Origin of the sequence: Allobosea sp. 117 (genome assembly GCF_000702305.1) — a bacterium.
In the GTDB taxonomy this organism is placed as follows: Bacteria; Pseudomonadota; Alphaproteobacteria; order Rhizobiales; family Xanthobacteraceae; genus Ancylobacter.
On sequence record NZ_JNLC01000018.1, the window covers coordinates 178,823 to 204,677 of the forward strand.

Sequence of the window (25,855 nt, forward strand, 5' to 3'; positions counted from 1 at the left end):
GGCAATCGCTGCCCGCGCCGCCTCCGCGCGAGCAGCCCCTTCGCGGATCGTTCAGATGACGGCCTCCTCGAGGAACGGCTCGTTGCGCGGCACTCGCTCGTAGCGGAAGGGCGACAGGTCGAGGGTCTGGAAGGCGCCGTGGACGATCAGCTCGGAGACCGCGCGCCCGACCGCCGGCGACTGCTGCAGCCCGTGCCCGGAAAAGCCGTTGGCGAACATGAAATTCGTCACCTCCGGGTGGAAGCCGACGATGCCGTTGTGGTCGAGCATGTTGTACTCGTAGTGGCCGGTCCAACTCTGCTGCACCTTCAGCGCCTCGAAGGCGGGAATGCGGTGCCACAGCGCGGGCCAGATGCGCTCGTCGAATTCCTCGTGATGCATCTGGAAGTCGTCGTAATCGGCCGGGCCGTCGTCGACCGGCGTGTTTCCGGTCAGGAAGAGCTCGCCCTCCGGACGCACGAAGGTGCCCGACAGATCGATCACGTTCGGCATCCGGCCGGGGATCGGCGTCGCGCTGGAGAACACGAAGCTGTAGCGCTTGAAGGGCGCGACGGGGATCGACAGCCCGGCCATCGCGGCGACCTGCTGGGCACGCGGACCGGCGGCGTTGACGAGCGTTCCGCAAGAGACGGTCTCGCCGGTCGCCAGATGCACGGCGACGACGCGCCCGCCCGTCACCGACAGGGCGGTCACGGCATTGTCGATATATTCGACGCCGGAGGCGCGGGCCGCGCGGCGAAAGCCGTTGAGCAGGCCCATCGAATCGAACCAGCCCTCGTCGCGCGAACCCCACGCGCCACCGCCGAGGTCCTCGACATTGAGCCAGGGAAAGCGATCCTTCAGCGGGCCGGGATCGAGGAAGACGGTGTGAGCACCGAGGCTGCGCTGGAGGTCCACCCGGTCCTTGGCCGCCTCGACGCCCTCGGGCGAGCAGCAATAGAGATAGCCGTGCTCCTTGAAGCCCAGATCGGGGGCCGGCTCGTCCTTGTAGAAAGGCGCCATCCGCTCCGCGAAGCTGCGGATGATCTCGATGCCGAACTGGCTGATCTTGACGTTGATCGGGTTGGAATATTGCTGGCGGATCGCGCTCGTCGACAGCGCCGTCGAGGAGAATTCATAGCTGCTGTCGCGCTCCACCACGAGGATGGACAGGCGCGTGCCGAGAGCCTGGCTGAGCCAGTAGGCGACCGAGGATCCGACGACCGCACCGCCGACGATGACGATGTCGTAGGCCGCGCGCGCCGGCGGCTTGTAGGGAGGAATGGCCATGGCGAAGGTTCCAGCTCAGCGGGCGAAAGAAGCGACCAGAGCGTCGGAACCGCGGGCAAGCAGGCCGAGGTCCGAACCGACGGCCACCATGGTGAAACCGTCCGCGATATAGCGGTCGGCATCGGCCTTCACCGGCGCCAGAATGCCGCTGGCCTTGCCGGCCGCCGCAGCCGCCTTGCGAACCGAGGCGATAGCCTCCTGCACATGCGCGGCACCGGGATTGCCCATGGCCCCCATGTTCGTGGACAGGTCGCCGGGGCCGACGAAAAGCACGTCGACGCCCTCGACCGCCGCGATCTCGGCCGCCTTGGCGACGCCCGTCTCGCACTCGATCTGCACCGCCAGCAGTTGCTCCCGCCGGGCATTGGCATGATAGCCGGCGATGCGGCCGAAGGCATTGGCCCGATGAGCGACGGAAAAGCCGCGGATACCGTGCGGCGCATAGCTCATCGCGGCGACGATGGCGCGCGCCTGATCCGCCGAGCGGACATTGGGAATCATCAGGCTGCGCGCCCCGGCATCCAGCATCTGCTTGATCAGATTGGGATCGTCGGAGGGAAGCCGGACGGCGCCCTCGCAGGTGGAGCCGTTCAGCACTTGGAGCTGCGCCATGATGCTGCGCAGGTCGTTGGGGCTGTGCTCGCCGTCGATGAGAACCCAGCCCGCGCCCGAGCCCGCGACGATCTCCGTCGTCAGGGCGGAAGCGAGGGAACACCAGACGCCGATATGCGGCCGACCGGCCGTCACCGCCGCCTTCAGGGAATTGGGTCGCTCCTGCATCTCGTCGGTCTCCATAGAACGCGCGCATTGAAATTTGTATTATGTCATATATCGTATGAGTCAGAGACGGAAGCCACTTTACGTGTTGTGTGAGCTGGAAGTCGCGGCGCCCCAGTCGCGCGTTCGGCCAGCGCCGCGCCGGCAAGTTCGGCTGCCATCGGGATTACGCGAACCCACGAACGAAAGGCAGTGAACCGATGCGCGGGACTGGCAAGGCCGATGTCTTCGTGATGCTGGCCCATCCGGTTGGGCACGCGAAAAGCCCCGGAATCTTCAACGAGATTTTCGAGCGCAAGGGCCTCGACAGCCTGATGGTGCCGCTTAGCTGCCGCCCAGAGGACTTCGAAACCTTCTGGGCCGGCATCACCGCGGCCGAGAACATTCGCGGCGTGATCATTTCCGTCCCCTACAAGACGGCAGTCTTCCGCAAATGCGCTGCTGCCCATGACCGTGCCGCGCGGGTGCAGAGCGCCAATTCGGTCCGCCGGCTGCCGGATGGGACCTGGTACGCCGACAATTTCGACGGTGTGGGCTTCATCGACGGGCTGAAGGCGGGCGGCCACCGGATCGCAGGCCAGCGCATCCTTCAGGTGGGCGCCGGCGGCGCCGGTTCGTCCCTCACCTATTGTCTCGCGGAAGCCGGAGCGGCGGAGATCCGCCTCGCAGATATCGACTCTGCCCGGGCGGAGAACCTCGCGGCATTGGTGAACAAGGCATTCCCGCAATGCCGCGTCACCGTCGGCGAGCCCGATCCGTCCGGAATGGACATGGCGATCAACGCGACCCCTTCCGGGCTGAAGGCGACCGACCCCCTCCCCCTCGACGTCAGCAGGCTGACACCGGACATGACGGTGGTGGACATCATCATGGAACCGGCCGAAACCACCCTGCTTCGCGCGGCCAAGGAGATCGGCTGCCGCATCCAGCCCGGCCGCCCGATGATGGATTTCCAGGTCCAGGGCATGTCCGAATTCTTCGACATCGAACGCCGGAGCCGGTCCAATGGCTGAAACGCGCACGGCTGTCGTCATCGGCGGCACGTCCGGTATCGGCCGCGCCATCGCCCTGCGCTTCGCGGAGGATGGCTGGGGTCTGGCGGTCTCGGGGCGCAACGCGGCGCGCGGCGAGGCCGTCGCGGCGGCCTGCCTGTCCGCGGGCGCTCCCGCCGCGGCGTTCTTCGAGACGGACGTCGCCGATGCCGCATCGGTCGAGGCGCTGGCGCAGGCGGTAGAGGCGGCGTTCGGGGTGCCGGACGTCGTCGTGAACTGCGCCGGCATCCTGCAGAGCGGCAAGCACGTGCTCGATCAGGACCTCGACGAGGACGAGCGGATGTGGCGCGTGAACTACCGCGGCACGCTGCTGGGCTGTCAGGTCTTCGGCCGGCTGATGTCGGGCGCCGGCCGCGGCGCCATCCTCAATGTCGGCTCGCTGGCCTCCTTCGCACCACTGTCGCTGCCGGCCTATACGCCCGGCAAGCACGCCGTGCTGGCGCTGACGCAGATACTCGCCGCCGAGCTCGGACCGCATGGCGTGCGGGTCAATGCCGTGGCGCCCGGCTACACCCTCTCCGACGGATTGAAGGCCAAGATCGCCAAGGGCGAGCGCAACCCCGAGGCCATTCAGGCGACCACCGCGCTGCGCCGCTTCGTCGACCCGCGGGACGTCGCAGAAGCCGCGCTGTTCCTGTGCTCGGAACGCGCGGCCTCCATCACCGGCGTGACATTGCCGGTCGATGCCGGCTGGCTGGTCCAGGCGCCCTACGCGCAATATCTGCAGGGCAATCCGATCCGCCCCACCCCCACGACATGACAGGCGAGACCCGTGAACGACATTCGGCGCTTCGAGTTCGATACCCGCATCCACCACGGCGTCATCCACAACGGGACGCTCTATCTGACCGGGCAGGTCGCGACGCCGGGGCAATCCGCCGCCGCGCAGATGCGTGAGGTGCTCGGCAAGATCGACACGCTGCTCACCAAGGCGGGTACCGACAAAACGCGGATCCTGCACGTCCAGATGTGGCTGGATGACGTGCGCGACTTCGACGAGGTCAACACGGTGTGGGACGCCTGGATGCCGAAGGAACACGCGCCGGCGCGTTCCTCGGGCGAGGGCCGCATGGCCAAGCCCGGCATGCTCGTCGAGCTGATCGTCACGGCCGCGATTTGAAGGGGCTTGCCGATCGGCGCAACATCGTCCATCCGCGCCTGACAGGATGAAGGGAACGCGATGACGAAGCGCAAGCCGCTCTCCGCCATGGTCGCCGAAAGCCTGAGCGAGAAGATCCGCTCCGGCGGCTTGCAGCCCGGCGCCCAGTTGCCGACCGAGGCCGAGCTCTGCGCCGAATATGACGTCAGCCGCACGGTGGTGCGCGAGGCGATCGCGCGCCTGCGCTCCGAAGGCGTGGTGGTGCCGCAGCAGGGGCGCGGCATGTTCGTCAGCGAGGCACCGGCGCCGCACAACTTCTCGATACCGGAGGAGGCGCTCAGGACGCTGCCGGAAACCATCTCGTTGCTGGAACTACGCCTGAGCGTCGAGGTGGAGGCGGCGGGACTCTGCGCCGAGCGCCGGACGTCCGCGGAGGCCAGCAGCATCCGCGCGCTGATGGAACAGGTCGATGCCCGGCACGAGGACCCGGACGCGGTCCAGATCCACTACGACTACGATTTCCACCTCGCCATCGCCAAGGCCGCACGCAATGAGTTCATGTACGGCTTCCTGACGTATCTGCGCCCCATCATCGTGCCGCGCTTCCAGCTCGGGCATATCGTGGCCGCAGAGTTTAAGGAGACCTACTATGCCCGCATCCACGACGAGCATCGGCAGATCGTGACGGCGATCGAGAAGCAGGATGCGCGCGCGGCGCGACGGGCCATGCGCGGGCATCTGACCAACAGCCTTGCGCGCGTGCGCGCGCTCGCTCTGGCATCCGGCATCGACGCGGCGGGCGGCGACCAGAAGGCAACCGCTGCGTCTCTTTTCGCCGATCTGGAAAGGCCGGCCCGCGTCGACAAGTGATCGCGCGGCGCGCGAAAGCCAGGTTTGTCGCCGCACCCATCCGCTGCGGCCCTGCCACCGGAATCCGGGGCCGCCGACTTTCAGCAAGAGCCAAGGCTTCTCCGGCGCTGGCGCGAGCCCGCCGACCGCGCGCCGTTCTTCGCGCACCGGAGGGATTGGAAAGCTTATCTTTCGAATCTCTGGGGTTTTCTTGGTTTGCCGTCGCCGACGGAAGCCACACACTCGTCTGCGGAACAATTGGGGAAGCCCACGTGACCACAGCCTTCATCACGGGTGCGACGAGCGGTATCGGCCGGGCGATGGCGTTGGCGCTGAGCGAGGCCGGCTACGAGGTCTATGCCATCGGCCGCAGCAAGGCCGCGCTGGAGGAACTGCGGTCCGAGCGCCCGGGCATCACGCCGATCGCCGTCGATGTCACCGACCGCGAGGCCATCGAGGCCATCGTCAGCGATCTGCACATCGACGTGCTGATCAACAATGCGGGCATCATGCCGCCGCTCGGCAATTTCGCGGACATGAAGCTGTCGGACATCGACACCGCGCTGGAGATCAATCTCAGCGCGGCGATCCTCCTGACGCGGCTGGTCGTGCCGCAGATGCGCGAGCGGCAGTCGGGGCACGTCATCTTCACGGGCTCGTCCGCGGCCCATGCGCCGTTTCCCAACGTCGCGGTCTATTCCGCCACCAAGGCGGCCCTTGCCGGCTTCGCCGCCGCCCTGCGGGCCGATCTCTCGCCCTACGGGATCCGCGTCACCGAGATCGTACCCGGCCGCGTCGAGACGCAGCTCTACAAGGACATTCTCGACGCCAAGGCGCGCGCCGCCATGTACGCCGGCAACGTCGCGGTCCAGCCCGAGGACGTCGCCAGCATGGTCGTTACCCTCCTCAGCCTGCCCCAATGGGCCGACGTCACCCGCTTCGACATCATGCCCACCCGCCCGACCACGCCGAGCGGCAGCAAGTGAGGTTAAGGACAATGCAGGGACTTTCCGCGCTCATCGTTGGCGGCGGCTCCGGGCTCGGCGCTCTGCTCGCCCGCATGGCGGTCGACGACGGTGCGACCGCCATCGGCATCATCGACATCAACCGCGCGGCGGCTGAGGCCGCGCTGGAGCCGGCGCGCGCCAAGGGGCTGCCGACGGCGGTCGCCGAATGCGACATCCAGGTCGGTCCCCAGTGCCATGCTGCCTTTGAGGCCGTCGCCGCCCAGCTCGGGCGCATCGACACGCTGGTCAACTGCGCCGCGATCTATCCGCGCCGCCCCATCCTTGAAATCACAGACGAGGAGTGGGACGCCTCCAACGGTATCAACATCAAGGGCACCTATCACATGATGGTTGCCGCCATCCGGCACATGCAGTCCCAGGAGCCGAAAGACCAGGTGCGCGGGCGCATCGTCAACCTGACCTCGGTCGACGCCTTCAAGGCGCATCCGCAGAACGCCCACTACGCCGCCACCAAGGCCGCGGTGGTCAGCCTGACCCGTTCGGTCGCCCATCACGTCGCCAAGGATGGCATCCTGGTGAATTCCGTCGCCCCGGCCGGCATGGCGACCGAGCGCGCGCGCCAGCTCGGCTTCCTCGAGGAGCTCGCCAAGGCGAGCCCGCTCGGGCGCGGCGCGCAGCCGACCGAGATCGCCCAGTGGGTGCTCATGACCGGCGGGCCGAAGAACACTTACATGACCGGCGAAAACGTCATCGTGTCAGGCGGTTACATCTATGCCTGACGGCCGGCGCGGCCATTCGGCGGCGGTGTTCCGTCTGTTCGCGTGATCGATGGTGTCCTGAAGCGGGACGGGGTGGGAGAGGCAATGACCGGAAAGCTGCGTCTTCCCCCGCTGAACGCGCTGCGGGTCTTCCACGCGGTCGCGCGGCACAAGAGCTTTCGCCACGCGGCCGATGAGCTGCTGGTGACGCCACAGGCGGTTGGCCAGCAGATCAAGCTTCTGGAGGACATCCTCCAGGTGACGCTGTTCGAGCGCAAGGGTCGCTCGATCGAGCCGACGGAGTCGGCGATCCTGCTGTCGCACTACGTGAAGGCCGGATTCGACGAGTTCGCCGAAGGGGTGCGCCGGGTCACCAAGACCACCTACCGGGACCGCATCAACCTAAATGCAAGCCCGTATTTCGCCACGCATTACCTTCTGCCGCGGCTGTCCTCGTTCCGCGAGATCCTGCCCGGTGCGGACCTGCGCCTGACCACCATGGTCGATCTGCCCGACTTCGCCCGCGACGACATCGATATGACCGTCCAGTGGGGCTATGGCGGCTGGTCCGACTACGAGACGATCCTGCTGGTTCCCGACCCCAAGATCATCTGCTGCACGCGGCAGATCGGCGAACAGATCAGATCGGCGCAGGACCTGACGCGCTTCACGCTGCTCGACACCGTCAAGTCGAAGCGCCTGTGGCCGGACATCCTGCGCCATCTCGGCGTGCAGCAGGCCGACAGCGACCGGAGCATCGGCTTCGACGACGCCGCCACCATGCGGCGCGCGGCGCTGCAGGGCATCGGCGTCGGGCTGGTCTCGGTGATCGACGCCGAGGAGGATCTGCGCTCCGGCGCACTCGTCGCGCCGCTCGGCCGCGACGCCCTCGTCGACATGCCGCCGGAGGAGATCCCGGGCTTCTACCTCATCGTGCCCAAGGGCCATCTGCGTGTGAAGGCCGTCGCGGCCCTGCATCGCTGGCTCATTCAGCAGGATTGGGGAAGCGACCTGAAGATCGCGCCCCTCCCCGACCTGACCCGCCGGCCCGATTGACGACCGCTTTGCGAACCGGGCGGCAGCGCCCCAACAACCGGAAAACCGAACAACTTCAAGAGTGGAGAACGGAACATGCAGCTTCTCAAATGGGGTGCGGCCGCCGCCCTGGCGCTCGGTCTCACGCAGATCTCCCCGTCGGCGGAAGCCGCCGGCGGCAAGACGCTCGACGCCGTGAAGGCGCGCGGCGTGCTGAACTGTACGGGCCACGACGGCTCCTATCTCGGCTTCGCCGAGGTCGACGACAAGGGCAACTGGAAGGGAATGGACATCGACCTGTGCCGCGCCGTAGCAACGGCCGTCCTGGGCGATCCGTCGAAGCTGAAGATCGTGCCGATTAGCTGGGCGCAGCGCTGGCCGTCGGTGCAGTCCGGCGACGTCGACATCATCATCAAGGCGTCCGGCGGCACGCTGAGCCGCGACACCGAGCTCGGCCTGCAGTTCTCGATGTCCTATTACCTCGGCACCACCAAGGTGATGGCGCACAAGGAACTCAACCTGAAGACGCTCAAGGACGCCGACGGCGGCTCCATCTGCATTCCGGCCGGCACCTCGCAGGAGCAGCAGGTCGCGGCCTACGCCCAGAAGATCGGCATCAAGCTCCAGCCCGTCGTCATCGAGAAGACCGAGGAGCTGGAGCAGGCCTATTTCTCCAAGCGCTGCGATCTCTACGCCCAGTGGGGGCCGGTGCTCGCCATCGCCCGCGTCGCCAAGGGCAAGGTCGACGAGCACGTGCTGCTGCCCGACGTCCTGGCCGTCGAGCCGGAAGTCATGATCGTGCGGCAGGGCGACGACAACTGGGTCGACATCGCGAACTGGACGCTGACCGCGCTGCTGTTCGCCGAACAGGAGGGCATCACCTCCAAGAACGTCGACGAGCTCCGGGCCAAGCCCACCTCGCCGCAGGTCGCCAAGTTCCTCGGCGCGACGCCCGGCATGGGCAAGGGCCTCGGCCTGTCCGACGACTGGGCCTACAACGTCATCAAGAAGGTCGGGAACTACTCCGAGATCTTCGATCGCGATCTCGGCAAGGACTCCCCCTACAAGATGGACCGCGACCTGACCAACCTTTGGAATAATGGCGGCGTCCTGTTCCCGCTGGTCATCGACTGAGCGCGCTCCGGCTCCACCCGGTCGACATCGGGTGGAGCCGTCGTTCCCTTTCCGGAGAAGTCGGTTGATGGGAAGCCTGCTGAGAAATCAGAAGGCCCGCAACGCAGTGTTGCAGGTGCTCTATGTCGGCACGCTGGGTTCGCTGGTTCTCGCCGGCTTCCTCATCGCGCGGCAGAACCTCGCGGCGCAGGGCATCACCTCCGGCTTCGATTTCCTCCTGAAGCCAACCGGCTGGGAGGTGACCTTCTCGCTTCTGCCGGCTTCGCCGACCGACCCCTATTGGTGGTACTTCCTGATCGGCATCATCAACACGCTGTTCCTGGGAAGCTTCGGCCTCGTTTCCGCGACGCTGGTGGGAGCGGTCGTCGGGCTCGCCAGGACATCGTCGAACGATCTCGCCCGACTGCTCGGCCGCTCCTATGTTGACGTGTTCCGCAATATTCCCCTGATCCTTCAGGTGTTTTTCTGGAACGCGGTCATCACTCACCTTCCCTCCCCGCGCAGCGCGCATGAGGCGTGGGGCTTCGTGCTGACCAGTCGCGGAGTCTACACCCCCTCCCTCAATGTCCACGGCCTCGCGCTTCTGGGGGCCGCGGTGGCGTTGGTCGCCGCGATCGCCCTGCCGATCTGGGTCGGCAAGACATCGCGCTTCGGCAAGACTCCGGATCAGCGTCGCTCCATTCAGCTCGCGGCCGCTGCTGCCACCCTCGCATGCGCCGTGCTCATTCTGTCTTTCGGCCGTCTGCCGGATACGCCGCTGCTGAACCTGCCGGCACTGAAGGGGCTGAACCTGCAGGGCGGTCTCCGCATCCCGCCGGAATTCACCGCGCTGGTCGTGGCGATCGCGATCTATGGCGGCTCCTATATCGCCGAGATCGTGCGCGGCGGCTTCAACGCGGTGAGCAAGGGTCAGGTCGAGGCCGCCAATTCGCTCGGCCTGACGCCCTGGCAGGTCTTCTCCCGCATCCGCCTGCCGCTCGCCCTGCGGGCCATGCTGCCGATCCTCGCCAATCAGTACATCTGGCTGATGAAGGCCACGACGCTGGGGATTGCCGTCGGCTTCGCCGACTTCTTCATGATCGTCGCCCTCACCATCAACCATTCCGGCCAGACCATCGAGGCGATCGGCATCCTCATGGCCGGCTTCCTGGTGATCAACCTCAGCCTTGCGGCCGTGTTCAACCGCATCAACAAGGCGATTGCCCTCAAGGGCAATCAGCTACGGGGCTAGGACATGGCCGATCTCGCTCCGCCGATGCCCGGCATGGTGGAAGACCTGCGGCGACGATTCTTCGCCAGTTCCCTGCAGTCGCTCATATCGCTGCTCTGCCTCGGCGTGATCGCCTTTCTGGGCTGGAAACTCCTCGATTGGGCGCTCTTCTCCGCCGTGTTCGGCACCGCCGGTGGCGCCGAGGCGTGCCAGGCGGCGGGCGGGGCCTGCTGGTCGGTCATTGCGGCGCGCTGGCGGATCATCCTGTTCGGCCTCTACCCCTATGAGGAGCAGTGGCGCTCAGCGCTGGCCTGCGCCGTCGTGGTGGCGATGACCGTGCTGTCCTGCATCCCCGCCTTCTGGACGGGGCGCCGCATCGCGGCCATCTGGCTGGCCGGAACGAGCGCCTTCTACATCCTGATGAAGGGCGGCGTGCTGGGCCTCTCCCATGTCGGCGAGGAGATGTGGGGCGGCCTCGCGCTGACGCTCTTCATCTTCGTGGCGACCTGCCTGATCGGCTTTCCGCTGGCGATCGTTCTCGCTTTGCTGCGCCGGTCCGAGCTGCCGTGGATATCCAGCACGACCGGCCTCATCATCGATGCGGTGCGCTCGCTGCCGCTGATCTCCATCCTCTTCACCTTCGCCATCGTGCTTCCGTTCGCGCTGCCGCACTGGCTGCAGGGCGACAAGCTGTACCGGGTGATCGTCGGCTCCGCGCTGTTCTTCTCGGCCTATCAGGCGGAGATCGTGAGGGGCGGCATGCAGGGCGTCCCACACGGGCAGGAAGAAGCCGCGATGGCACTCGGCCTCGGCTACTGGCACCGCATCAGCCGCATCCTGCTGCCGCAGGCGATGCGCAACGCCCTGCCGGCGACGATCAACCAGTTCGTGATCGCCTTCAAGGAGACCTCGCTCGTGGTCATCGTCGGCTTCTTCGAGATCCTCGCCTCGGGCAATGCCGCCTACGGAACCGGTGAATGGCGGTTCGCCTATGTCGAGGTCTACACCTTCATCGCCTTCATCTACTTCATCTTCGTCTTCAGCCTGTCCCGCTACGGCGCCTTCCTCGAACGGCGCATGTCGGTCGGCGAACGATAGGGACGCGTCGCATGGCTGCCCTCGCCCAGTCTCACTCCCCGGCTCTCGCGCTGAGGATCGAGGCCATGAACAAATATTACGGAGGCTTCCACGCCTTGCGGAACATCGATCTCAGCGTGGCACGCGGTGAGAAGATCGTCGTGTGCGGACCATCCGGGTCGGGCAAGTCGACGATGATCCGCTGCATCAACCGGCTCGAGGAACACAATAGCGGGCGGATCGTCGTGCTCGGCACCGAGCTGAACGACGACATCGGCAACATCGACGAGATACGCCGCGAGGTCGGCATGGTGTTCCAGCATTTCAACCTGTTCCCGCACATGAGCGTGCTGGAGAACTGCGTGCTGGCGCCGATGCTGGTGCGCAAACTCCCGCGCGCCGAGGCGGAGGCGACCGCGCTGCGCTTTCTGGAGAAGGTGCGCATTCCCGAGCAGGCCTCGAAATATCCGGGCCAGCTTTCGGGCGGCCAGCAGCAGCGCGTCGCCATAGCGCGGGCGCTGTGCATGCAGCCGCAGATCATGCTCTTCGACGAGCCGACCTCGGCGCTCGACCCGGAAATGATCTCCGAGGTGCTGGACGTGATGGTCACCCTCGCCGCCGACGGCATGACGATGATCTGCGTGACGCACGAGATGGGCTTTGCACGCCGTGTCGCCGACCGCGTGATCTTCATGGACCACGGCGAGATCATCGAGGAGGCGCCTCCGGAGGAGTTCTTCGCCGGATCGAGCAATGAGCGCACCCGGCAGTTCTTGGCGCAGATACTGAACCATTGAGGGCGAAGGGTGCGCCGCTTCCGGATGCTCCGGCCCAACCCTGCGGAATAAAGAAGAACTTTCCTGTGGGCCGGATTTCTTGATTTCACCATGGCCCGCCCCGGTCCACGGTCGAGCAGGCTCAGGGCCGTTGAAGTGAGGACGTCGAGTATGGTGAGGAACGGGGGCCGCCTTCTTGTCGAGTGCCTGATCGCGCTGGGCGCGACCAAGAGCTTCGGCGTCCCCGGCGAGAGCTACCTCGCGGTTCTCGACGCATTGCACGACACCACCGGGAAGCTCGACTACGTGCTGTGCCGCAACGAGGGCGGCGCGTCCTTCATGGCGAGCGCCTATGGCAAGCTGACCGGCTCGCCCGGCATCTGCTTCGTGACCCGGGGTCCCGGCGCCACCAACGCTTCGATCGGCGTGCACACTGCGATGCAGGACAGCGTGCCGATGCTGCTGTTCGTCGGCCAGGTCGGTACCGATATGAAGGGCCGCGAGGCCTTCCAGGAGCTCGACTACCGTGCCGTCTTCGGGACCCTCGCGAAGTGGGCGGTGGAGATCGACGACGTCGCCCGCCTGCCGGAGATCGTGGCGCGGGCCTGGACGACGGCGCTCACCGGGCGGCCGGGACCTGTGGTCGTCGCCCTGCCCGAGGACATGCTGAGCGCCGAAACGGATATCGCGCCTCTCCGCGGCCCGGCGACGGTGTTCGAGCCCTCGCCCGCCCGCGAGGCGGTGGCCGCCGCCCGCGCCATGCTCGCGCAGGCACAGCGCCCGCTTGTGCTGATCGGCGGCGTCAACTGGAGCCCCGAGGGACGCGCCGCGCTGCAGGCCTTCGTGGAGGCCTCGGACATCCCGATCGTCGCGGCGTTCCGCTTTCAGGACCAGTTCGACAACCATTCCCCGGCCTTCGTCGGCGAGGCCGGTGTCGGCATGGCGCCGCACGTCAAGGCGCTGATCCGCGAGGCGGATGTCATCCTGGCCATCAATGTGCGCTTCGGCGAGATGACGACGGACGGCTACACCCTGCTCTCCGTGCCCGAGTCACGGCAGAAGCTGATCCACATCCATGCGTCGGACCGTGAGATTGGCAAGATCTATGTGCCCGCCCTCGGCATCGTCGCCGGCCCCAACGCCTTCGCCCGGGCGCTCATCCCCGTCGAGGGAGGCTGGGGCGAATGGCGGCGCAACGCGCGGGCCGCATACGAGGCCTCGTTCGAGGCGCCGGCGCAGCCGAGCCCGGTCGACATGGTCGCGGTCTGCGCCTGGCTGCGCGAGAACCTGCCCGACGATGTGATCCTGACCAACGGCGCCGGCAATTTCACCGTTTGGCCGAACAAGTTCTTCAAGTTCGGCCGCAAGGCGCGGCTGCTGGCGCCGCAATCGGGCGCGATGGGCTACGGACTGCCGGCCGCCATCGCCGCCAAGGTCGCCTACCCCGAGCGCACCGTCGTGTGCTTCGCCGGCGACGGCGATTTCCAGATGAACTGCCAAGAGCTCGGCACCGCCATGCAGGCCGGCGCGCAGCCTATCGTGCTCATCCTCAACAACGGCGTCTACGGCACCATCCGCGCCCATCAGGAGCGCAACTACCCGACGCGCGTCTCCGGCACGACGCTGGAGAACCCCGACTTCGTCGGCCTTGCCCGCGCCTATGGTTTCCATGCCGAGCACGTCCGCTCCACGGCCGCTTTCCCCGCCGCGTTCGAGCGGGCGCTCACCTCGCCGACGGGCGCCGTGCTGGAGCTCGCTATATCGGCCGAGGCGCTGACGCCCCGCCAGACCCTGTCACAGATGCGCGATGCTGCGCTCGCTTCGCAGAAGGCCCCCGCATGACTTCCAGGACTGACGACATCCGTCTCGGCGCGGACATCGGCGGCACCTTCACCGACATCGCCCTCGACCTGCGCGGGACGATCTTCTCGACCAAGGTGCTGACCAACTACGCTGCCCCCGAACAGGCGATTCTGGACGGCATCGCGATTGTCATCCGCGACGCCGGCATCTCTCCCGCCGAGATCGGCCTCGTCATCCACGGCACGACGCTCGCCACCAACGCGCTGATCGAGCGGCGCGGCGCCAGGACGGCGCTGGTCACCACCGAGGGATTCCGCGACGTCATCGAGATGCGCACGGAAAACCGCTTCGAGCAGTACAACCTGAACCTGAAGCTTCCCACGCCGCTGATCCCCCGCGAGCACCGCTTCACCGTGAAGGGGCGCATCGGCGCCGAGGGACAGGAGTTGCAGCCGCTCGACGAGGCGGCACTCGAACAGATCGCCGACACCATCGCCGCCAGCGGCTTCGGCGCCGTCGCCATCGGCTTCATCCATTCCTACATGAACCCGGCCCATGAGCGGCGGGCGCGCGAAATCCTTGCCCGTAGGCTCTCGGTGCCGATCTCGATCAGCGCCGAGGTCTCGCCCCAGATGCGCGAGTTCGAGCGCTTCAACACGGTCTGCGCCAACGCCTATGTGCGCCCGCAGATGGCCGACTACCTCGCCCGGCTCCAGGTCCGCCTGAAGGACATGGGCGCGAACTGCCCGGTCTTTATGATCCATTCGGGTGGCGGCCTGATCTCGGTGGAGACCGCTTCGGAATTCCCGGTCCGCCTCGTCGAGTCGGGTCCGGCCGGCGGCGCCATCTTCGCCGCCGACATCGCCCGGCGCTTCGACCTCGATTCCGTCGTCTCCTACGACATGGGCGGTACCACCGCGAAGATCTGCCTGATCGAGGACTTCGCGCCGCAGACGGCGCGGACCTTCGAGGTCGCGCGCACCTATCGCTTCTGCAAGGGCTCGGGCATGCCGATCTCGATCCCGGTGATCGAGATGATCGAGATCGGGGCCGGCGGCGGCTCGCTTGCCTGGGTGGACGCCATGGGGCGCATCCAGACCGGGCCGGAAAGCGCCGGCTCCGAGCCGGGTCCCGCCTGCTACGGCCGCGGCGGTGAGCGCCCCGCCATCACCGACGCCGATCTGCTGCTCGGCAAGCTCGACCCCGACAACTTTGCCGGCGGCGCCATCCGGCTCGACACCGCGGCATCGCTGCGGGCAATCACCCGCGATGTCGGCGACCGCCTGTCGCTGGAGCCTCTGGCCGCCGCCTTCGGCATCTGCGAGGTCGTGGACGAGAACATGGCGAATGCCGCCCGCGTCCACGCCGTCGAGAACGGCAAGAACATCTCCGACAACGTCATGATCGCCTTCGGCGGCGCCGCCCCCCTTCATGCCGCGCGCCTGTGCGAGAAGCTCGGCCTCGACCGCTGCCTCGTCCCGCAGGGCGCCGGCGTCGGCTCGGCGATCGGCTTCCTCAAGGCGCCCTTCGGCTATGAGGCGCTGGCCTCGAAGCTGGTGCGGCTGTCCCAGTTCCGCGCCGACGAGGTGAACGCGTTGCTTGCCGACCTCAAGGCGTCGGCCGAAAGCTTCGTGCGCGCCGGCACCAGCGGCATCATCCGGCGCGAGATCACCGCCTTCATGCGCTACGCCGGGCAGGGCTGGGAAATCCCCGTACCGCTGCCCGACGAGCCCTTCGGCGACAACGCCGCCGCCGGTCTCGCCGAGGCCTTCCGCAGGAACTATGCGCGTTTCTTCGGTCGCGCCATCGACGGCCTCGACGGTCTGGAGATCGAGGTCGTCACCTGGTCGGTCAAGGCCAGCGACGAGCGCCCGGCCCCGGAACGGCATGCCATCACCACAGGCACGCGGACCGTCCCGGCACGCGATACCCGTGCCGTCTTCGATCCCGCAACCGGGACGATGCAGATCTCCGCGATCGTCGAGCGCGCCAGCCTCGCCCCCGGCGACCGCGTCCCCGGTCCAGCGGTGATCGTCGAACGCGAGACCTCGACGGTCGTCACCACCACCTTCGACGCGGTCATGCAGAGCGACGGCGGGATACTTCTGGTCCGCAAGGAGATCGCGGCATGAGCGACGTGAGCGACATCCGCATGCAGGTCATGTGGAACCGGCTGGTCTCGGTGGTCGAGGAACAGGCGCTGACGCTGCTGCGCACCGCCTTCTCCACCTCGGTGCGCGAATCCGGCGACCTCTCCGCCGGCGTGTTCAACCCGCGCGGCGAGATGCTGGCGCAGGCCGTGACGGGAACGCCCGGCCACGTGAACACCATGGCCGAGGCCGTGCTGCAGTTCATGAACGAGATCCCCCACGAGGAGATGTTCGAAGGCGACACCTACGTCACCAACGACCCCTGGCAGGGCACCGGTCATCTGCACGACATCACCATGGTGTCGCCGTCCTTCCTCAATGGCGAACTCGTCGCCTTCTTCGCCTGCACGGCGCATGTCGTGGACGTGGGCGGGCGCGGCTTCGGCGCCGACGGCAAGTCGGTCTATGAGGAAGGCATCCAGATCCCGATCATGAAGTTCGCCGAGCGGGGCGAGGTCAATCGCGATCTGATCCGCATCCTGCGCGCTAACGTTCGCGAGCCCAACCAGGTGGTCGGCGACTTCTATTCGCTGGCCGCCTGCAACGATGTCGGCCACCGGCGCCTCGTCGACATGATGAACGAGATCGGTCTGACGTCGCTTGACGCTCTCGGCGCCTTCATCTTCTCGCGCACGCATGATGCCATGCTGGAAAGGATCAGGGCCCTGCCGAAGGGCACCTGGTCGAACGAACTCGTGACCGACGGCTATGACGAGCCGGTCAGGCTGGCTGCCGCCGTCACGGTGCATGACAGCCATATCGACGTCGACTTCACCGGCAGCAGCCCGATGAGCCGCTGGGGCATCAACGTGCCCATCATCTACAGCAAGGCCTATGCCTGCTACGCGCTCAAATGCGTGGTGGCGCCCGACATCCCCAACAACGCCGCCTCGCTCGCCTTCTTCACCGTCTCGTCGCCGACGAACATCCTCAATGCGGCCCGTCCGGCGCCGGTGGCACTGCGGCACGTCATCGGCCACATGGTCCCTGACCTCATATTGGGGGCTCTAACCAAGGCGCTGCCCGGAAAAATCCTCGCCGAGGGCGCGGCCGCGCTGTGGAACATCCACATCTCGGTGCGGCCTTCCAACGGCGTCGCCGGGCGCCGGGCCGAGGTGCTGATGTTCAATTCCGGCGGCATGGGTGCACGTCCTTCCCTCGACGGCCTGTCGGCCACCGCCTTCCCCTCCGGCGTGCACACCATGCCGATCGAAGCCACCGAGCACACCGGCCCGATCGTCATCTGGCGCAAGGAGCTGCGCCCCGACTCCGGCGGCGACGGCGAGTTCCGAGGCGGCCTCGGACAGGTGATCGAGATCGCCCCGCTGGAAGGTCACGAATTCGATTTCTCCGCCATGTTCGATCGCGTGCGGCATCCCGCAAAAGGCCGCAATGGCGGCGGCGATGGCGCGGCCGGCGTGGTGCGGCTGGACGACGGCACGCTGCTGCGGCCCAAGGGATGGCAGCACGTCCCCGCCGGCCGCCGGCTGGTCATGGAGCTGCCGGGCGGCGGCGGCTATGGCGATCCGGCCAGACGCGATGCGCGGGCGCGGGCGGAGGACAAATCCAAGGGATATGTGTCGGAGAACGACCAATGAGCTACATTTCCTCGCGCCTCGCGGCGGTCAAGCCATCGGCGTCGATGGCGGCATCGCAGGCTGCCAAGGCACTCAGGGCCAAGGGCGTCGAGGTGATCGACCTTGGCCTCGGCGAGCCCGACTTTCCGACCCCCGATCACATCATCGAGGCAGCCTATGCGGCGGCCAAGGCGGGCCAGACGCTCTATACCGGCGCGACCGGGACGCCGGAGGTGCGCGAGGCAGTGGCCAGCAAGTTCCGCCGCGAGAACGGGCTCGACTACACGGCCGACGACATCGTCGTGGCGAACGGGGCCAAGCAGATCATCTTCAACGCGCTGATGGCGACGCTGGAGACCGGCGACGAGGTCATCCTGCCCGCGCCCTATTTCGTCTCCTATCCGGAGATGGTGAAGCTGCTGGGCGGCACGCCGGTCATCGTCGAATGCCCCGAGCAGACTGGCTTCCGCCTCACGCCCGAGCTGCTGGAGCGCGCCATCACGCCGAAGACCAAGTGGCTGTTCCTGAACATGCCGGGCAATCCTTCGGGCGCGGTCTATTCCGAGCGCGACCTGAAGGCCTTGGGCGCGGTGCTGGCCCGCCATCCGCAGGTGCTCGTGCTGTCGGACGAGATCTACGAGCACATCCTGTTCGACGGGCGTGAATTCGTCTCCTTCGGCAAGGCCTGCCCGGAGCTGAAGGACCGCAGCCTGATCGTCAACGGCGTCTCGAAGTCCTATGCGATGACCGGCTGGCGCGTCGGCTACGCGGCGGGTCCGGCGCCGCTCGTCAAGGCGATGGCGACCATCCAGAGCCAGTCCGTCACCTCGGTCTGCTCGATCGCGCAGGCGGCGACAGTCGCCGCTCTCAATGGTCAGCAGGAGGCGGTCGCGCAGTTCCGCCAAGCCTTCGAGGCGCGGCGGAATCTGGTGGTCGACGGCATCAGGAAGATCAACGGACTGACGCTCTCGCCGCCGGAAGGCGCCTTCTACGCCTATATCGGCTGCGCCAGCCTGATCGGCCGCAAGACGCCGGGCGGCGCCGTGCTCGAAGACGATGCCGCCGTCGCCAACTATCTGCTGAACGAGGGCCGCGTGGCGTCGGTGCCCGGCGTCGCCTACGGGCTCTCCCCCTATTTCCGCATCTCCACCGCCACCGGCGAGGAGGTGCTCACCGAAGCGATCACGCGTATCGGCGCGGCCGTCGCGCATGTGGAGTAGATTATGCCGCACTACGAACGCATCCTGATCACCGGCGCGGCCGGCCGGCTCGGATCGGAACTGCGCAAGGCGCTAGCGCCGCTGGCGGGCAAGATCCGGCTTGCGGCCCTCGAGCCGCTGGGCGATCTGGCGCCTCACGAAGAGCAGGCGGTATTCGATCTCGCCGACATGGAGGCCACCATCGCGGCCACCGAAGGCTGCGACGCCATCGTCCATTTCGGCGGCGCCTCGCTGGAGAGTCCGTGGCAAACGGTTCTGGATGCCAATATCCGCGGCTCCTATCACGTCTATGAAGGCGCCCGGAAGCATGGCGCCAGGCGCGTCGTCTATGCCTCCTCCGTGCATGCCATCGGCTACCATGAGCTGGAAGCTCATATCGGCGTCGATGACCCGGTGCGGCCGGACAGTCTCTACGGCGTCTCGAAGACCTTCGTGGAAAGCCTCAGCCGGCTCTACTGGGACAAGTTCGGCATCGAATCGGTGTGCCTGCGCATCTTCTCGTCCTTCCCCGAGCCCGCCGACCGGCGGATGCTGTGGTCGTACCTGTCCTTCGCCGACTGCGTGCGGCTGGTCGAGGCATCGCTCACCGCGCCGCGCGTCGGCCACACGATCTCCTTCGGCATCTCCGACAACAAGGTGAAGACCGTCGACAACGGAGGAGCGGCTCACCTCGGCTTCATTCCGCAGGACAGCTCGGAACCCTTCCGCGCCGGCGTGGAAGCCAGGACTCCTCTTCCCGACCCGACGAAGCCGTCGGTCAAATATCTCGGCGGCTGGTTCTGCGAGCTCGGCCACCCGGACGACGACCCGAAGCCGTGACAAAGGTGTTGAGGTTTCGAGCCTACACCACTCTGTCACATAGGAAATCAGCCACAGCGTCGAGCGTCAGGATGGCGATCCGATCGCCCTGATGCTCGACCAGGACGGCCTGCTCCCGGCTTTGCAGCATGACGTCGACGACGCCCGGAAGCTCGTCCGCCGGCGTGCACCACGGCACGCCGGCCCTCGCCGTCTCATGCCTATCCGCGATGAGCGCATGCGCGAGGCACTGCTCCGACAGGAGGCGGACGGGACGGCCGCAGGGAGCCACCTGGAGAACCGCGGACAGGCCGGCAAAGGCCATCATGCCGGCGACCGACGGCAGCGGCTCGTCGGCCGCCACCTCGACCAGCGGGCAGCCGGCCGCCTTCAACACGTCGCCGACCCGGATCGTCATGGCGGTGCCGCGCGGCCGGAGACGTCGGCTCACGCCACGCCGACGAGGATCAGCACCCCGGCGAGACAGACCGCGCCGCCGGCGGCACGCATCCATATCGGCCCGCGCATGTCGGCGAAGCGCCCGATCAGATAGCCGACGCCGATGCCGGCGAAATGCAGCAGCGCCGTGCCGAGCATGAAGCCGAGGCCATAGGCGGCGCCGCCCGCATCCTCGGGCATCTCGGCGCCATGGGCATAGCCCTGGAAGATCGCGAAGAAGCCGACGAGACCGACAATGATGGCGAGCGGCGCCTTTACGCGGAACGCGACGCAGGCGCCGAGCGCGACGACCGACAGCGCGATGCCCAGTTCCACGAACGGCACCTCGATCCCCGCCACGCCGAGCCCGCCGCCGGCGGCCATGACGGCGACAAAGGTGGCCGGAACCGCCCACAGCGCCCGACCGCCGAGCTGCCAGGCCAGAAGCCCGACGGTGACCATGGCGAGCACATGGTCGATCCCGGTCACCGGATGCAGGAAGCCGTGCACGAGGCCATGAGCTTCACCGACGCCGGTATGGGCGAAGGCGAGCGTGGGCGTCAGCGCGGCCAGCGTGGCGAGGCCGGCGATGCGGAGGGCGCGGATAGGCATTGGCGTTGTCTCCCTGAGGACTGTTCTTGAGGTGTCAGCAGATGCGGGGAAGCTGGTCGCCGACCAGCATGTCGACGATGCGTTCGCCACCGAAGCGGGTCTCCATCACCACCCGCCCGGGACGGCCGTCGGTGACGATGCCGATCGCCGTCGCGCCCTGCCCGAGCGGATGGCCGCGCAGGGCGGCAAGCGCGCTTTCGGCCTGCTCGGGCGGCACGACGGCGACGAACTTGCCTTCATTGGCGAGGTAGAGCGGATCAAGCCCGAGGATCTCGCAGAAGCCCTGCACGTCGGCGCGCACCGGGGTGTCGGTCTCGCGGACGCGCACGCCGACGCCGCTCGCCTCGGCGAGCTCGTTGAGCACCGCTGCCACCCCGCCGCGCGTCGCGTCGCGCATTGAGCGCACGCCCGGCGCGGCAGCGATGAGCGCGTCGATGATGTCATGCAGCGGCGCGCAGTCGCTTTCGATCGCGGCCTCCAGCGCGAGATCACCCCGTGCATTGAGAATCGCCGCGCCGTGATCGCCGAGCTGGCCGTTCACCACGATGACGTCGCCCGGCCGGGCGCGGCCGATGCCGATCTCCAGCCCCGCCCGCACCACACCGACGCCGGTGGTGGTGAGGAAGAGCTTGTCGCAGGCGCCGCGCGCCACGACCTTGGTGTCACCGGTCACGATGGGCACGCCGGCCGCCAGCGCCGCCTCGGCCATGGACTGCGCGACCGCCCGCAGCGTCTCGACCGGCAGCCCCTCCTCGATGATCGCGGCGCAGGACAACGCCACCGGGCGCGCCCCGCCGACCGCGAGATCGTTGATCGTTCCGCAGACCGCCAGCTTGCCGATGTCGCCGCCCGGGAAGAACAGCGGGTCGACCACGAAGCCGTCGGTGGTGAAGGCGAGCCGGTCGCCCTGCCCCGCGAGCGCGGCGAGATCGATGCGCGCCTGATCCTCCAGCGCCACCGGCCGTTCCGAGAAGGCCGAGACGAAGATCTCGTCGATCAGGTCGCGCATGGCGGTGCCGCCACCACCATGCGCCAGGGTGACGGATTTCGGCAGCGCACGGCGTGCCACGCGGCCGGGAGGCAGGAAGAGCGAGTTCATGCCACACCCTCCAGATGGGGCTGGCGCATGCCGCCATACTGATAGTAGGCGGCGCAGGAGCCTTCCGAGGAGACCATGAGCGCCCCGAGCGGCGCCTCCGGCGTGCAGGCGGTGCCGAACATCGGGCAGGCCCACGGCTTCATCTGGCCGGTCAGCACCTCGCCGCAGCGGCATGCGGCGGGGTCGGCGACCTGCACCTCCGGCACGGCGAAGCGCCGCTCGGCGTCGAATTGCGCATAGGGCTCGCGCAGGCGGACGCCGGACTGAGCGATCGAGCCGAGACCGCGCCACTCGAAGGTCGGGCGCAGCTCATACACCTCGTCGACCGCGCCCATAGCCTGCGGATTGCCGGCATCCGGAACCACCCGCGCATACTGGTTCTCGATCGCCGCGCGGCCCTCCTCGAGCTGGCGCAGCACCATGAGCAGGGACTGCAGGAGGTCGATCGGCTCGAAGCCCGACACCACCATGGGCTTGCCGAACTCCTCGGCGATGAAGCGGTACGGCGCCATGCCGATCACCATCGAGACGTGGCCGGGGCCGATGAAGGCATCGATGCCGAGATCGGGTTTCTCCAGCAGCGCCCGCAGCGTCGGGATGATGGTGATGTGGTTGCAGAAGACCGAGAAATTGGTGACGCCCTCGCGCGCCGCACGCAGCACGGTGAGCGCGGTGGAGGGCATCGTCGTCTCGAAGCCGAGGCCGAAGAACACCACTTCGCGGTCCGGATTGCGTCGGGCGAGCGCCAGAGCGTCGAGCGGCGAATAGACCATGCGCACATCGGCGCCGTCGGCCTTGGCGGCGAGCAGGCTCTTGCGCGAGCCCGGCACGCGCATGGCGTCGCCGAAAGTGGCGAAGATCACCTCGGGCCGCTCGGCGATGGCGACGCAGTCGTCGACCCGGCCCATCGGCAGCACGCAGACCGGGCATCCCGGTCCGTGCACGAACTCGATGACGTCGGGCAGCAGGTCTTCGAGGCCGTAGCGGAAGATGGCGTGGGTGTGCCCGCCGCACACCTCCATGATGGCGAAGGGCCGGTCGCGCCCGCGCTCCATGCGGGCGGCGATCGCGCCGATCTCGCGGATCAGACCGCGCGCGAGGGCTGGGTCGCGAAATTCGTCGACATAGCGCATGGCGATGATCCTTCAGTGCGTGGTGGAGGGGTGGAAGGGTTCGACGCTGCCGGTGCGCATCGCCTCGATCTCGCTCTGCGCCTCCCCGATCTCGTGGAGGACCTTGAGCGTGGCGGCGGCCTCCTCCTCGTCGATCAGGCTCATGGCGAAGCCGACATGAACCAGCACCCAGGCGCCGACGAGTTCATCGAGGCTGCGTCCCGGTTCGGCGACGCAGACCACATCGACGGTGCGCCGCACGCCGGAGACGTCGACGCTGGCGAGCATGGCATCCGCATCGACGATCGAGACGATACAGCCGGGTATCCCGAGACACATGGCGAATCCTCCTAATGGCTACGCCCGAACGTACCGTCGCGGGCGATGCCGTAACGGTCGAGCTTGGCTCTTAATCCGACCCGCGAGAGACCGAGTTCCTCGGCCGCGCGGCTCTTGTTCCAGCGGCAGCGCACCAACGTCTCCATCAGGATCAACGCTTCCATGCGCTCGATGCGGTCCTTCAGCGGACCGTCGTTCCTCACGTCGAGTTCGGCCGGCACGGCCTTCGCGGTGGTGGCGACGGCGCCGCGCAGCACGTGCGGTGACAAAAGGTCGGCGCCAAGCTGGTCGCCCGTGCACAGGACCAGCATCCGCGTCAGTTCGTTCTGCAGCTCACGCACATTGCCCGGCCATTCATAGGCCTCGATGCAGGCCAGAGCCTCCTCGGTGAAGCCCTTGGTGCGCTTTCCATGCGTGCCGGAGAGGCTGTCGAGGATGCGCTGCGCCAGCACCCGCAGATCGGCACTGCGCTCGCGCAGCGGCGGCAGCGACAGCACCATGGCGGAGAGCCGGTAATAGAGGTCCTCGCGGAAGCGGCCGCCCTGCACCTCGCGGGCGAGGTCGCGATGGGTGGCGGCGAGCACGCGGACGTCGACGCGCTTGGTCTCGTTGGAGCCGACGGGACGTATCTCGCCCTCCTGCATGAAGCGCAGCAGCTTCACCTGGAAGGCGGGCGAGACGTCGCCGATCTCGTCCAGCAGCACGGTGCCGCCGTCAGCCTGGTCGAGCAGGCCGATACGGGTGGCGTGGGCGCCGGTGAAGGAGCCCTTCTTGTGGCCGAACAGTTCGGACTCCAGAAGTTCGTCGGGAATGGCCCCGCAATTGACCGCGAAGAAGGGCCGTTCCGAACGCAGGCTGGAATAGTGGATGGCGCGGGCGAGCAGTTCCTTGCCGGTGCCGGTCTCGCCCAGCACCAACACCGGGACGTCGAAGGCGGCGACCTGCGCGGCGCGGCGGCAGACCTCATTCAGCGGGCTGCCCGGCGTGCGGATCAGCGCGTCGAAATGGAAGTTGCGCAGCACCCGCTCATGCTGCTCGGCGAAGCGCACCTCGGCGGCGGGGGCGGCGAGCTTGAGTTCGAGCGAAAGGCGGTCGTGCTCGCGCTGAAGGTGGTAGAGGCGGGCCGCGCCCTGCGCCGCCAGCAATAGCTGGTCCGGGTGCCAGGGCTTGGTGATGAACTGATAGATGCCCGCCTCGTTGATGGCGCCGATCATGTCCTCGGGGTCGGTGTAGCCGGTGACGATGATGCGCACCACCTCGGGCCAGCGCGCGCGCACCTCGGTCAGCAGGTCGACGCCGGAACGCTCGGGCATGCGCTGGTCGCAGAAGATCGCCTGGATCCATTCGTTCTCGAGGATTTTCAGGGCGTCCGAGGCGCCGAAGGCGGTGTGGACGTCGAACTCCTCGCCGAGGACGCGCGCGATCACCTCGACCGAGCGCGGCTCGTCGTCGACCACCAATATGCCGGCGCGCGACTGGCTCATGGCAGCGCCTCCGCGACGGCGCGCAGCCGGCTCGCACGGCCCTCGGATTCCGCGGCGAGCCCAGCCAGCCGCTCCCGGCGCGCTTCGCCGAGCCAGTCCAGCCACCCGCCCAGTCCGCCCTCGCCCCGGGCGAAGGTGTGGATGATCCGGGCGACGGGGTTGATGCGGGCGATGTTGCGCTCGATGGCGGCGAGGTCGACGTCGAGATGCGGCAGCAGATCGGTCTTGGTCAGCAGGACGAGATCGGCCGTCTCGAAGATGTCGGGATATTTCAGCGGCTTGTCCTCGCCCTCGGTGACCGAGAGCAGAGTGACGCGCCTGTCCTCGCCGAGATCGAAGGCGGCCGGGCAGACGAGGTTGCCGACATTCTCGATGAACAGAACCCCGTCGGGCGGCAGCTCCAGCTCGTCGAGGGCATGGCCGACCATGTGCGCGTCGAGATGGCAGCCCTTGCCGGTATTGATCTGTACCGCCGGCGTGCCGGTGGCGCGGATGCGCTCGGCGTCGTTCGCCGTCTGCTGGTCGCCCTCGATCACCGCCGCCGGAATGCGGCCGCCGAGCGTGCGCAGGGTCTCGACCAGCAACGTCGTCTTGCCGGCGCCCGGCCCGGCGAGAAGGTTGAGCGAGAGGATGCCGCCCGCCCCGAGCCGGGCGCGGTTGCGCGCCGCATAGGCGTCGTTCTTGGCGAGGATCGCCTGCTCGATCTCCACCGTCCGATGCATTTCGTCCGTGGGAGCGTCAGGCCGGTGAGGATGATCATGCCCGTGGTGGCCGTGATCGTGCCCGTGATGATGGTGGCCGTGATGATGCGCGTGGCCGTGCCCATGCGCGTCCGAGATCGTCACCTTGTCCGCTCCGCAGCCGCATGAAACGCACATCACACCACCTCCAGGTCCTTGATCCGCATCTCGGTGCCGCCGTTCGGCCGCAGCCGCTCGCCGCCGCAGCTCGGGCAGGCGGAGAGGCGGTCAGGCATGTCGACGGTCTGCGAGCAGTCGAAGCACCAGCCGGTGCCGGGCTCGTCGAGCACTTCCAGTTCCGCTCCTTCGGCGAGGGAACCGCGCATCACCACATCGAAGCCGAAGCGCAGCGCCTCGACCTCGACCCCGGCGAAGCATCCGACCACCAGCCGCACCCGCTTCACCCGGTCGAAGCCGTGGGTGCGCGCGGCATCGCGCATCGAGTCCAGCAGGCTTTCGCAGAGCGCCATCTCATGCAT

26 protein-coding genes are annotated in these 25,855 nt (G+C 67.5%); 16 read left to right on the forward strand and 10 right to left on the reverse strand.

Annotated elements, in window-relative coordinates; genetic code table 11:
* Positions 1–51 precede the first annotated feature (51 nt).
* Together U742_RS0120880 and U742_RS0120885 are read right to left on the reverse strand one after the other, a co-directional pair.
* Positions 52–1,269, reverse strand: coding sequence for an NAD(P)/FAD-dependent oxidoreductase (locus U742_RS0120880; RefSeq protein ID WP_029356618.1), 1,218 nt, complete (start codon positions 1,267–1,269; stop codon positions 52–54).
* A gap of 15 nt (positions 1,270–1,284) precedes the next feature.
* Positions 1,285–2,049, reverse strand: a complete 765-nt coding sequence (locus U742_RS0120885; RefSeq protein WP_029356620.1) for an HpcH/HpaI aldolase family protein — start codon at positions 2,047–2,049, stop codon at positions 1,285–1,287.
* 89 nt (positions 2,050–2,138) lie between these two features.
* Between U742_RS0120885 and U742_RS0120890 the strand changes: the two genes are divergently transcribed.
* From U742_RS0120890 to U742_RS0120965, 16 genes are all read left to right on the forward strand, one after another.
* Positions 2,139–3,059, forward strand: coding sequence for a shikimate dehydrogenase family protein (locus U742_RS0120890; protein WP_248310450.1), 921 nt, complete (start codon positions 2,139–2,141; stop codon positions 3,057–3,059).
* The gene (locus tag U742_RS0120895; protein ID WP_038362284.1) at positions 3,052–3,858 is read left to right on the forward strand and encodes an SDR family NAD(P)-dependent oxidoreductase; all 807 of its coding nucleotides are present in this window, start codon (positions 3,052–3,054) and stop codon (positions 3,856–3,858) included. Before U742_RS0120890 ends, U742_RS0120895 begins: the two co-directional genes overlap by 8 nt.
* A gap of 12 nt (positions 3,859–3,870) precedes the next feature.
* Positions 3,871–4,218 (forward strand): RidA family protein, encoded by a 348-nt coding sequence (locus U742_RS0120900; RefSeq protein WP_029356626.1) that lies wholly within the window; start codon positions 3,871–3,873, stop codon positions 4,216–4,218.
* A 60-nt stretch (positions 4,219–4,278) separates the two neighbouring features.
* Positions 4,279–5,067 carry a FadR/GntR family transcriptional regulator gene (locus U742_RS0120905; RefSeq protein WP_029356628.1) on the forward strand — a complete coding sequence of 263 codons (789 nt, stop codon included), beginning with the start codon at positions 4,279–4,281 and terminating at the stop codon, positions 5,065–5,067.
* A gap of 251 nt (positions 5,068–5,318) precedes the next feature.
* Complete coding sequence (locus tag U742_RS0120910) at positions 5,319–6,032, forward strand: SDR family oxidoreductase (RefSeq protein ID WP_081853133.1); 714 nt, start codon at positions 5,319–5,321, stop codon at positions 6,030–6,032.
* 11 nt (positions 6,033–6,043) lie between these two features.
* Positions 6,044–6,793, forward strand: coding sequence for an SDR family NAD(P)-dependent oxidoreductase (locus U742_RS0120915; RefSeq protein WP_029356631.1), 750 nt, complete (start codon positions 6,044–6,046; stop codon positions 6,791–6,793).
* 84 nt (positions 6,794–6,877) lie between these two features.
* Complete coding sequence (locus tag U742_RS0120920; RefSeq protein ID WP_029356633.1) at positions 6,878–7,828, forward strand: LysR substrate-binding domain-containing protein; 951 nt, start codon at positions 6,878–6,880, stop codon at positions 7,826–7,828.
* Positions 7,829–7,903: 75 nt separating this feature from the next.
* Entirely contained in the window at positions 7,904–8,941 is a 1,038-nt protein-coding gene (locus U742_RS0120925; RefSeq protein ID WP_029356635.1) for an amino acid ABC transporter substrate-binding protein, read from the forward strand.
* A gap of 67 nt (positions 8,942–9,008) precedes the next feature.
* The gene (locus tag U742_RS0120930) at positions 9,009–10,172 is read left to right on the forward strand and encodes an ABC transporter permease subunit (protein ID WP_029356637.1); all 1,164 of its coding nucleotides are present in this window, start codon (positions 9,009–9,011) and stop codon (positions 10,170–10,172) included.
* Between the two features lie 3 nt (positions 10,173–10,175).
* Entirely contained in the window at positions 10,176–11,249 is a 1,074-nt protein-coding gene (locus U742_RS0120935) for an amino acid ABC transporter permease (protein ID WP_051661389.1), read from the forward strand.
* Positions 11,250–11,260: 11 nt separating this feature from the next.
* Positions 11,261–12,025, forward strand: a complete 765-nt coding sequence (locus tag U742_RS0120940) for an amino acid ABC transporter ATP-binding protein (RefSeq protein WP_029356639.1) — start codon at positions 11,261–11,263, stop codon at positions 12,023–12,025.
* A gap of 150 nt (positions 12,026–12,175) precedes the next feature.
* Positions 12,176–13,846 carry a thiamine pyrophosphate-binding protein gene (locus U742_RS0120945; RefSeq protein ID WP_029356641.1) on the forward strand — a complete coding sequence of 557 codons (1,671 nt, stop codon included), beginning with the start codon at positions 12,176–12,178 and terminating at the stop codon, positions 13,844–13,846.
* Positions 13,843–15,939, forward strand: coding sequence for a hydantoinase/oxoprolinase family protein (locus U742_RS0120950; RefSeq protein ID WP_029356643.1), 2,097 nt, complete (start codon positions 13,843–13,845; stop codon positions 15,937–15,939). The genes U742_RS0120945 and U742_RS0120950 overlap by 4 nt, the downstream gene beginning before the upstream one ends.
* On the forward strand, positions 15,936–17,555 hold the full coding sequence (locus U742_RS0120955) for a hydantoinase B/oxoprolinase family protein (RefSeq protein WP_029356644.1): 1,620 nt from the start codon (positions 15,936–15,938) through the stop codon (positions 17,553–17,555). Before U742_RS0120950 ends, U742_RS0120955 begins: the two co-directional genes overlap by 4 nt.
* Complete coding sequence (locus tag U742_RS0120960) at positions 17,552–18,754, forward strand: pyridoxal phosphate-dependent aminotransferase (protein ID WP_029356647.1); 1,203 nt, start codon at positions 17,552–17,554, stop codon at positions 18,752–18,754. The genes U742_RS0120955 and U742_RS0120960 overlap by 4 nt, the downstream gene beginning before the upstream one ends.
* A 3-nt stretch (positions 18,755–18,757) precedes the next feature.
* On the forward strand, positions 18,758–19,573 hold the full coding sequence (locus U742_RS0120965; protein ID WP_029356649.1) for an NAD-dependent epimerase/dehydratase family protein: 816 nt from the start codon (positions 18,758–18,760) through the stop codon (positions 19,571–19,573).
* A gap of 22 nt (positions 19,574–19,595) precedes the next feature.
* Here the strand turns inward: U742_RS0120965 and U742_RS0120970 are convergent, their stop codons facing one another.
* The 8 genes from U742_RS0120970 to hypA are packed head-to-tail and all read right to left on the reverse strand — an operon-like array spanning position 19,596 to position 25,855.
* A complete protein-coding gene (locus tag U742_RS0120970; RefSeq protein WP_156034298.1) occupies positions 19,596–20,003 on the reverse strand; it encodes a hypothetical protein in 408 nt (135 codons plus the stop codon).
* Positions 20,000–20,602, reverse strand: coding sequence for a HupE/UreJ family protein (locus U742_RS0120975; protein ID WP_029356653.1), 603 nt, complete (start codon positions 20,600–20,602; stop codon positions 20,000–20,002). The genes U742_RS0120970 and U742_RS0120975 overlap by 4 nt, the downstream gene beginning before the upstream one ends.
* A 34-nt stretch (positions 20,603–20,636) precedes the next feature.
* Positions 20,637–21,701: a hydrogenase expression/formation protein HypE gene (gene hypE, locus U742_RS0120980; RefSeq protein WP_029356655.1), complete on the reverse strand. Its 1,065-nt coding sequence runs from the start codon at positions 21,699–21,701 to the stop codon at positions 20,637–20,639.
* Complete coding sequence (gene hypD / locus U742_RS0120985) at positions 21,698–22,834, reverse strand: hydrogenase formation protein HypD (protein WP_029356657.1); 1,137 nt, start codon at positions 22,832–22,834, stop codon at positions 21,698–21,700. Before hypD ends, hypE begins: the two co-directional genes overlap by 4 nt.
* Positions 22,835–22,846: 12 nt before the next feature.
* Entirely contained in the window at positions 22,847–23,152 is a 306-nt protein-coding gene (gene hypC / locus U742_RS0120990; RefSeq protein WP_029356658.1) for a HypC/HybG/HupF family hydrogenase formation chaperone, read from the reverse strand.
* 11 nt (positions 23,153–23,163) lie between these two features.
* Entirely contained in the window at positions 23,164–24,636 is a 1,473-nt protein-coding gene (locus tag U742_RS0120995) for a sigma-54-dependent transcriptional regulator (protein ID WP_029356660.1), read from the reverse strand.
* A complete protein-coding gene (gene hypB / locus U742_RS0121000; RefSeq protein ID WP_029356662.1) occupies positions 24,633–25,514 on the reverse strand; it encodes a hydrogenase nickel incorporation protein HypB in 882 nt (293 codons plus the stop codon). Before hypB ends, U742_RS0120995 begins: the two co-directional genes overlap by 4 nt.
* Complete coding sequence (gene hypA / locus U742_RS0121005; RefSeq protein WP_029356664.1) at positions 25,514–25,855, reverse strand: hydrogenase maturation nickel metallochaperone HypA; 342 nt, start codon at positions 25,853–25,855, stop codon at positions 25,514–25,516. The genes hypB and hypA overlap by 1 nt, the downstream gene beginning before the upstream one ends.

Excerpts from the sequence above, each read along its gene's own strand:
- U742_RS0120880 (WP_029356618.1), bottom strand. The coding sequence starts at position 1,269 with ATGGCCATTCCTCCCTACAAGCCGCCGGCGCGCGCGGCCTACGACATC.
- U742_RS0120885 (WP_029356620.1), bottom strand. The coding sequence starts at position 2,049 with ATGCAGGAGCGACCCAATTCCCTGAAGGCGGCGGTGACGGCCGGTCGG.
- U742_RS0120895 (WP_038362284.1), top strand. The coding sequence starts at position 3,052 with ATGGCTGAAACGCGCACGGCTGTCGTCATCGGCGGCACGTCCGGTATC.
- U742_RS0120905 (WP_029356628.1), top strand. The coding sequence starts at position 4,279 with ATGACGAAGCGCAAGCCGCTCTCCGCCATGGTCGCCGAAAGCCTGAGC.
- U742_RS0120915 (WP_029356631.1), top strand. The coding sequence starts at position 6,044 with ATGCAGGGACTTTCCGCGCTCATCGTTGGCGGCGGCTCCGGGCTCGGC.
- U742_RS0120920 (WP_029356633.1), top strand. The coding sequence starts at position 6,878 with ATGACCGGAAAGCTGCGTCTTCCCCCGCTGAACGCGCTGCGGGTCTTC.
- U742_RS0120925 (WP_029356635.1), top strand. The coding sequence starts at position 7,904 with ATGCAGCTTCTCAAATGGGGTGCGGCCGCCGCCCTGGCGCTCGGTCTC.
- U742_RS0120930 (WP_029356637.1), top strand. The coding sequence starts at position 9,009 with ATGGGAAGCCTGCTGAGAAATCAGAAGGCCCGCAACGCAGTGTTGCAG.
- U742_RS0120935 (WP_051661389.1), top strand. The coding sequence starts at position 10,176 with ATGGCCGATCTCGCTCCGCCGATGCCCGGCATGGTGGAAGACCTGCGG.
- U742_RS0120940 (WP_029356639.1), top strand. The coding sequence starts at position 11,261 with ATGGCTGCCCTCGCCCAGTCTCACTCCCCGGCTCTCGCGCTGAGGATC.
- U742_RS0120945 (WP_029356641.1), top strand. The coding sequence starts at position 12,176 with ATGGTGAGGAACGGGGGCCGCCTTCTTGTCGAGTGCCTGATCGCGCTG.
- U742_RS0120950 (WP_029356643.1), top strand. The coding sequence starts at position 13,843 with ATGACTTCCAGGACTGACGACATCCGTCTCGGCGCGGACATCGGCGGC.
- U742_RS0120955 (WP_029356644.1), top strand. The coding sequence starts at position 15,936 with ATGAGCGACGTGAGCGACATCCGCATGCAGGTCATGTGGAACCGGCTG.
- U742_RS0120960 (WP_029356647.1), top strand. The coding sequence starts at position 17,552 with ATGAGCTACATTTCCTCGCGCCTCGCGGCGGTCAAGCCATCGGCGTCG.
- U742_RS0120965 (WP_029356649.1), top strand. The coding sequence starts at position 18,758 with ATGCCGCACTACGAACGCATCCTGATCACCGGCGCGGCCGGCCGGCTC.
- U742_RS0120975 (WP_029356653.1), bottom strand. The coding sequence starts at position 20,602 with ATGCCTATCCGCGCCCTCCGCATCGCCGGCCTCGCCACGCTGGCCGCG.
- hypE (WP_029356655.1), bottom strand. The coding sequence starts at position 21,701 with ATGAACTCGCTCTTCCTGCCTCCCGGCCGCGTGGCACGCCGTGCGCTG.
- hypD (WP_029356657.1), bottom strand. The coding sequence starts at position 22,834 with ATGCGCTATGTCGACGAATTTCGCGACCCAGCCCTCGCGCGCGGTCTG.
- hypC (WP_029356658.1), bottom strand. The coding sequence starts at position 23,152 with ATGTGTCTCGGGATACCCGGCTGTATCGTCTCGATCGTCGATGCGGAT.
- U742_RS0120995 (WP_029356660.1), bottom strand. The coding sequence starts at position 24,636 with ATGAGCCAGTCGCGCGCCGGCATATTGGTGGTCGACGACGAGCCGCGC.
- hypB (WP_029356662.1), bottom strand. The coding sequence starts at position 25,514 with ATGTGCGTTTCATGCGGCTGCGGAGCGGACAAGGTGACGATCTCGGAC.
- hypA (WP_029356664.1), bottom strand. The coding sequence starts at position 25,855 with ATGCATGAGATGGCGCTCTGCGAAAGCCTGCTGGACTCGATGCGCGAT.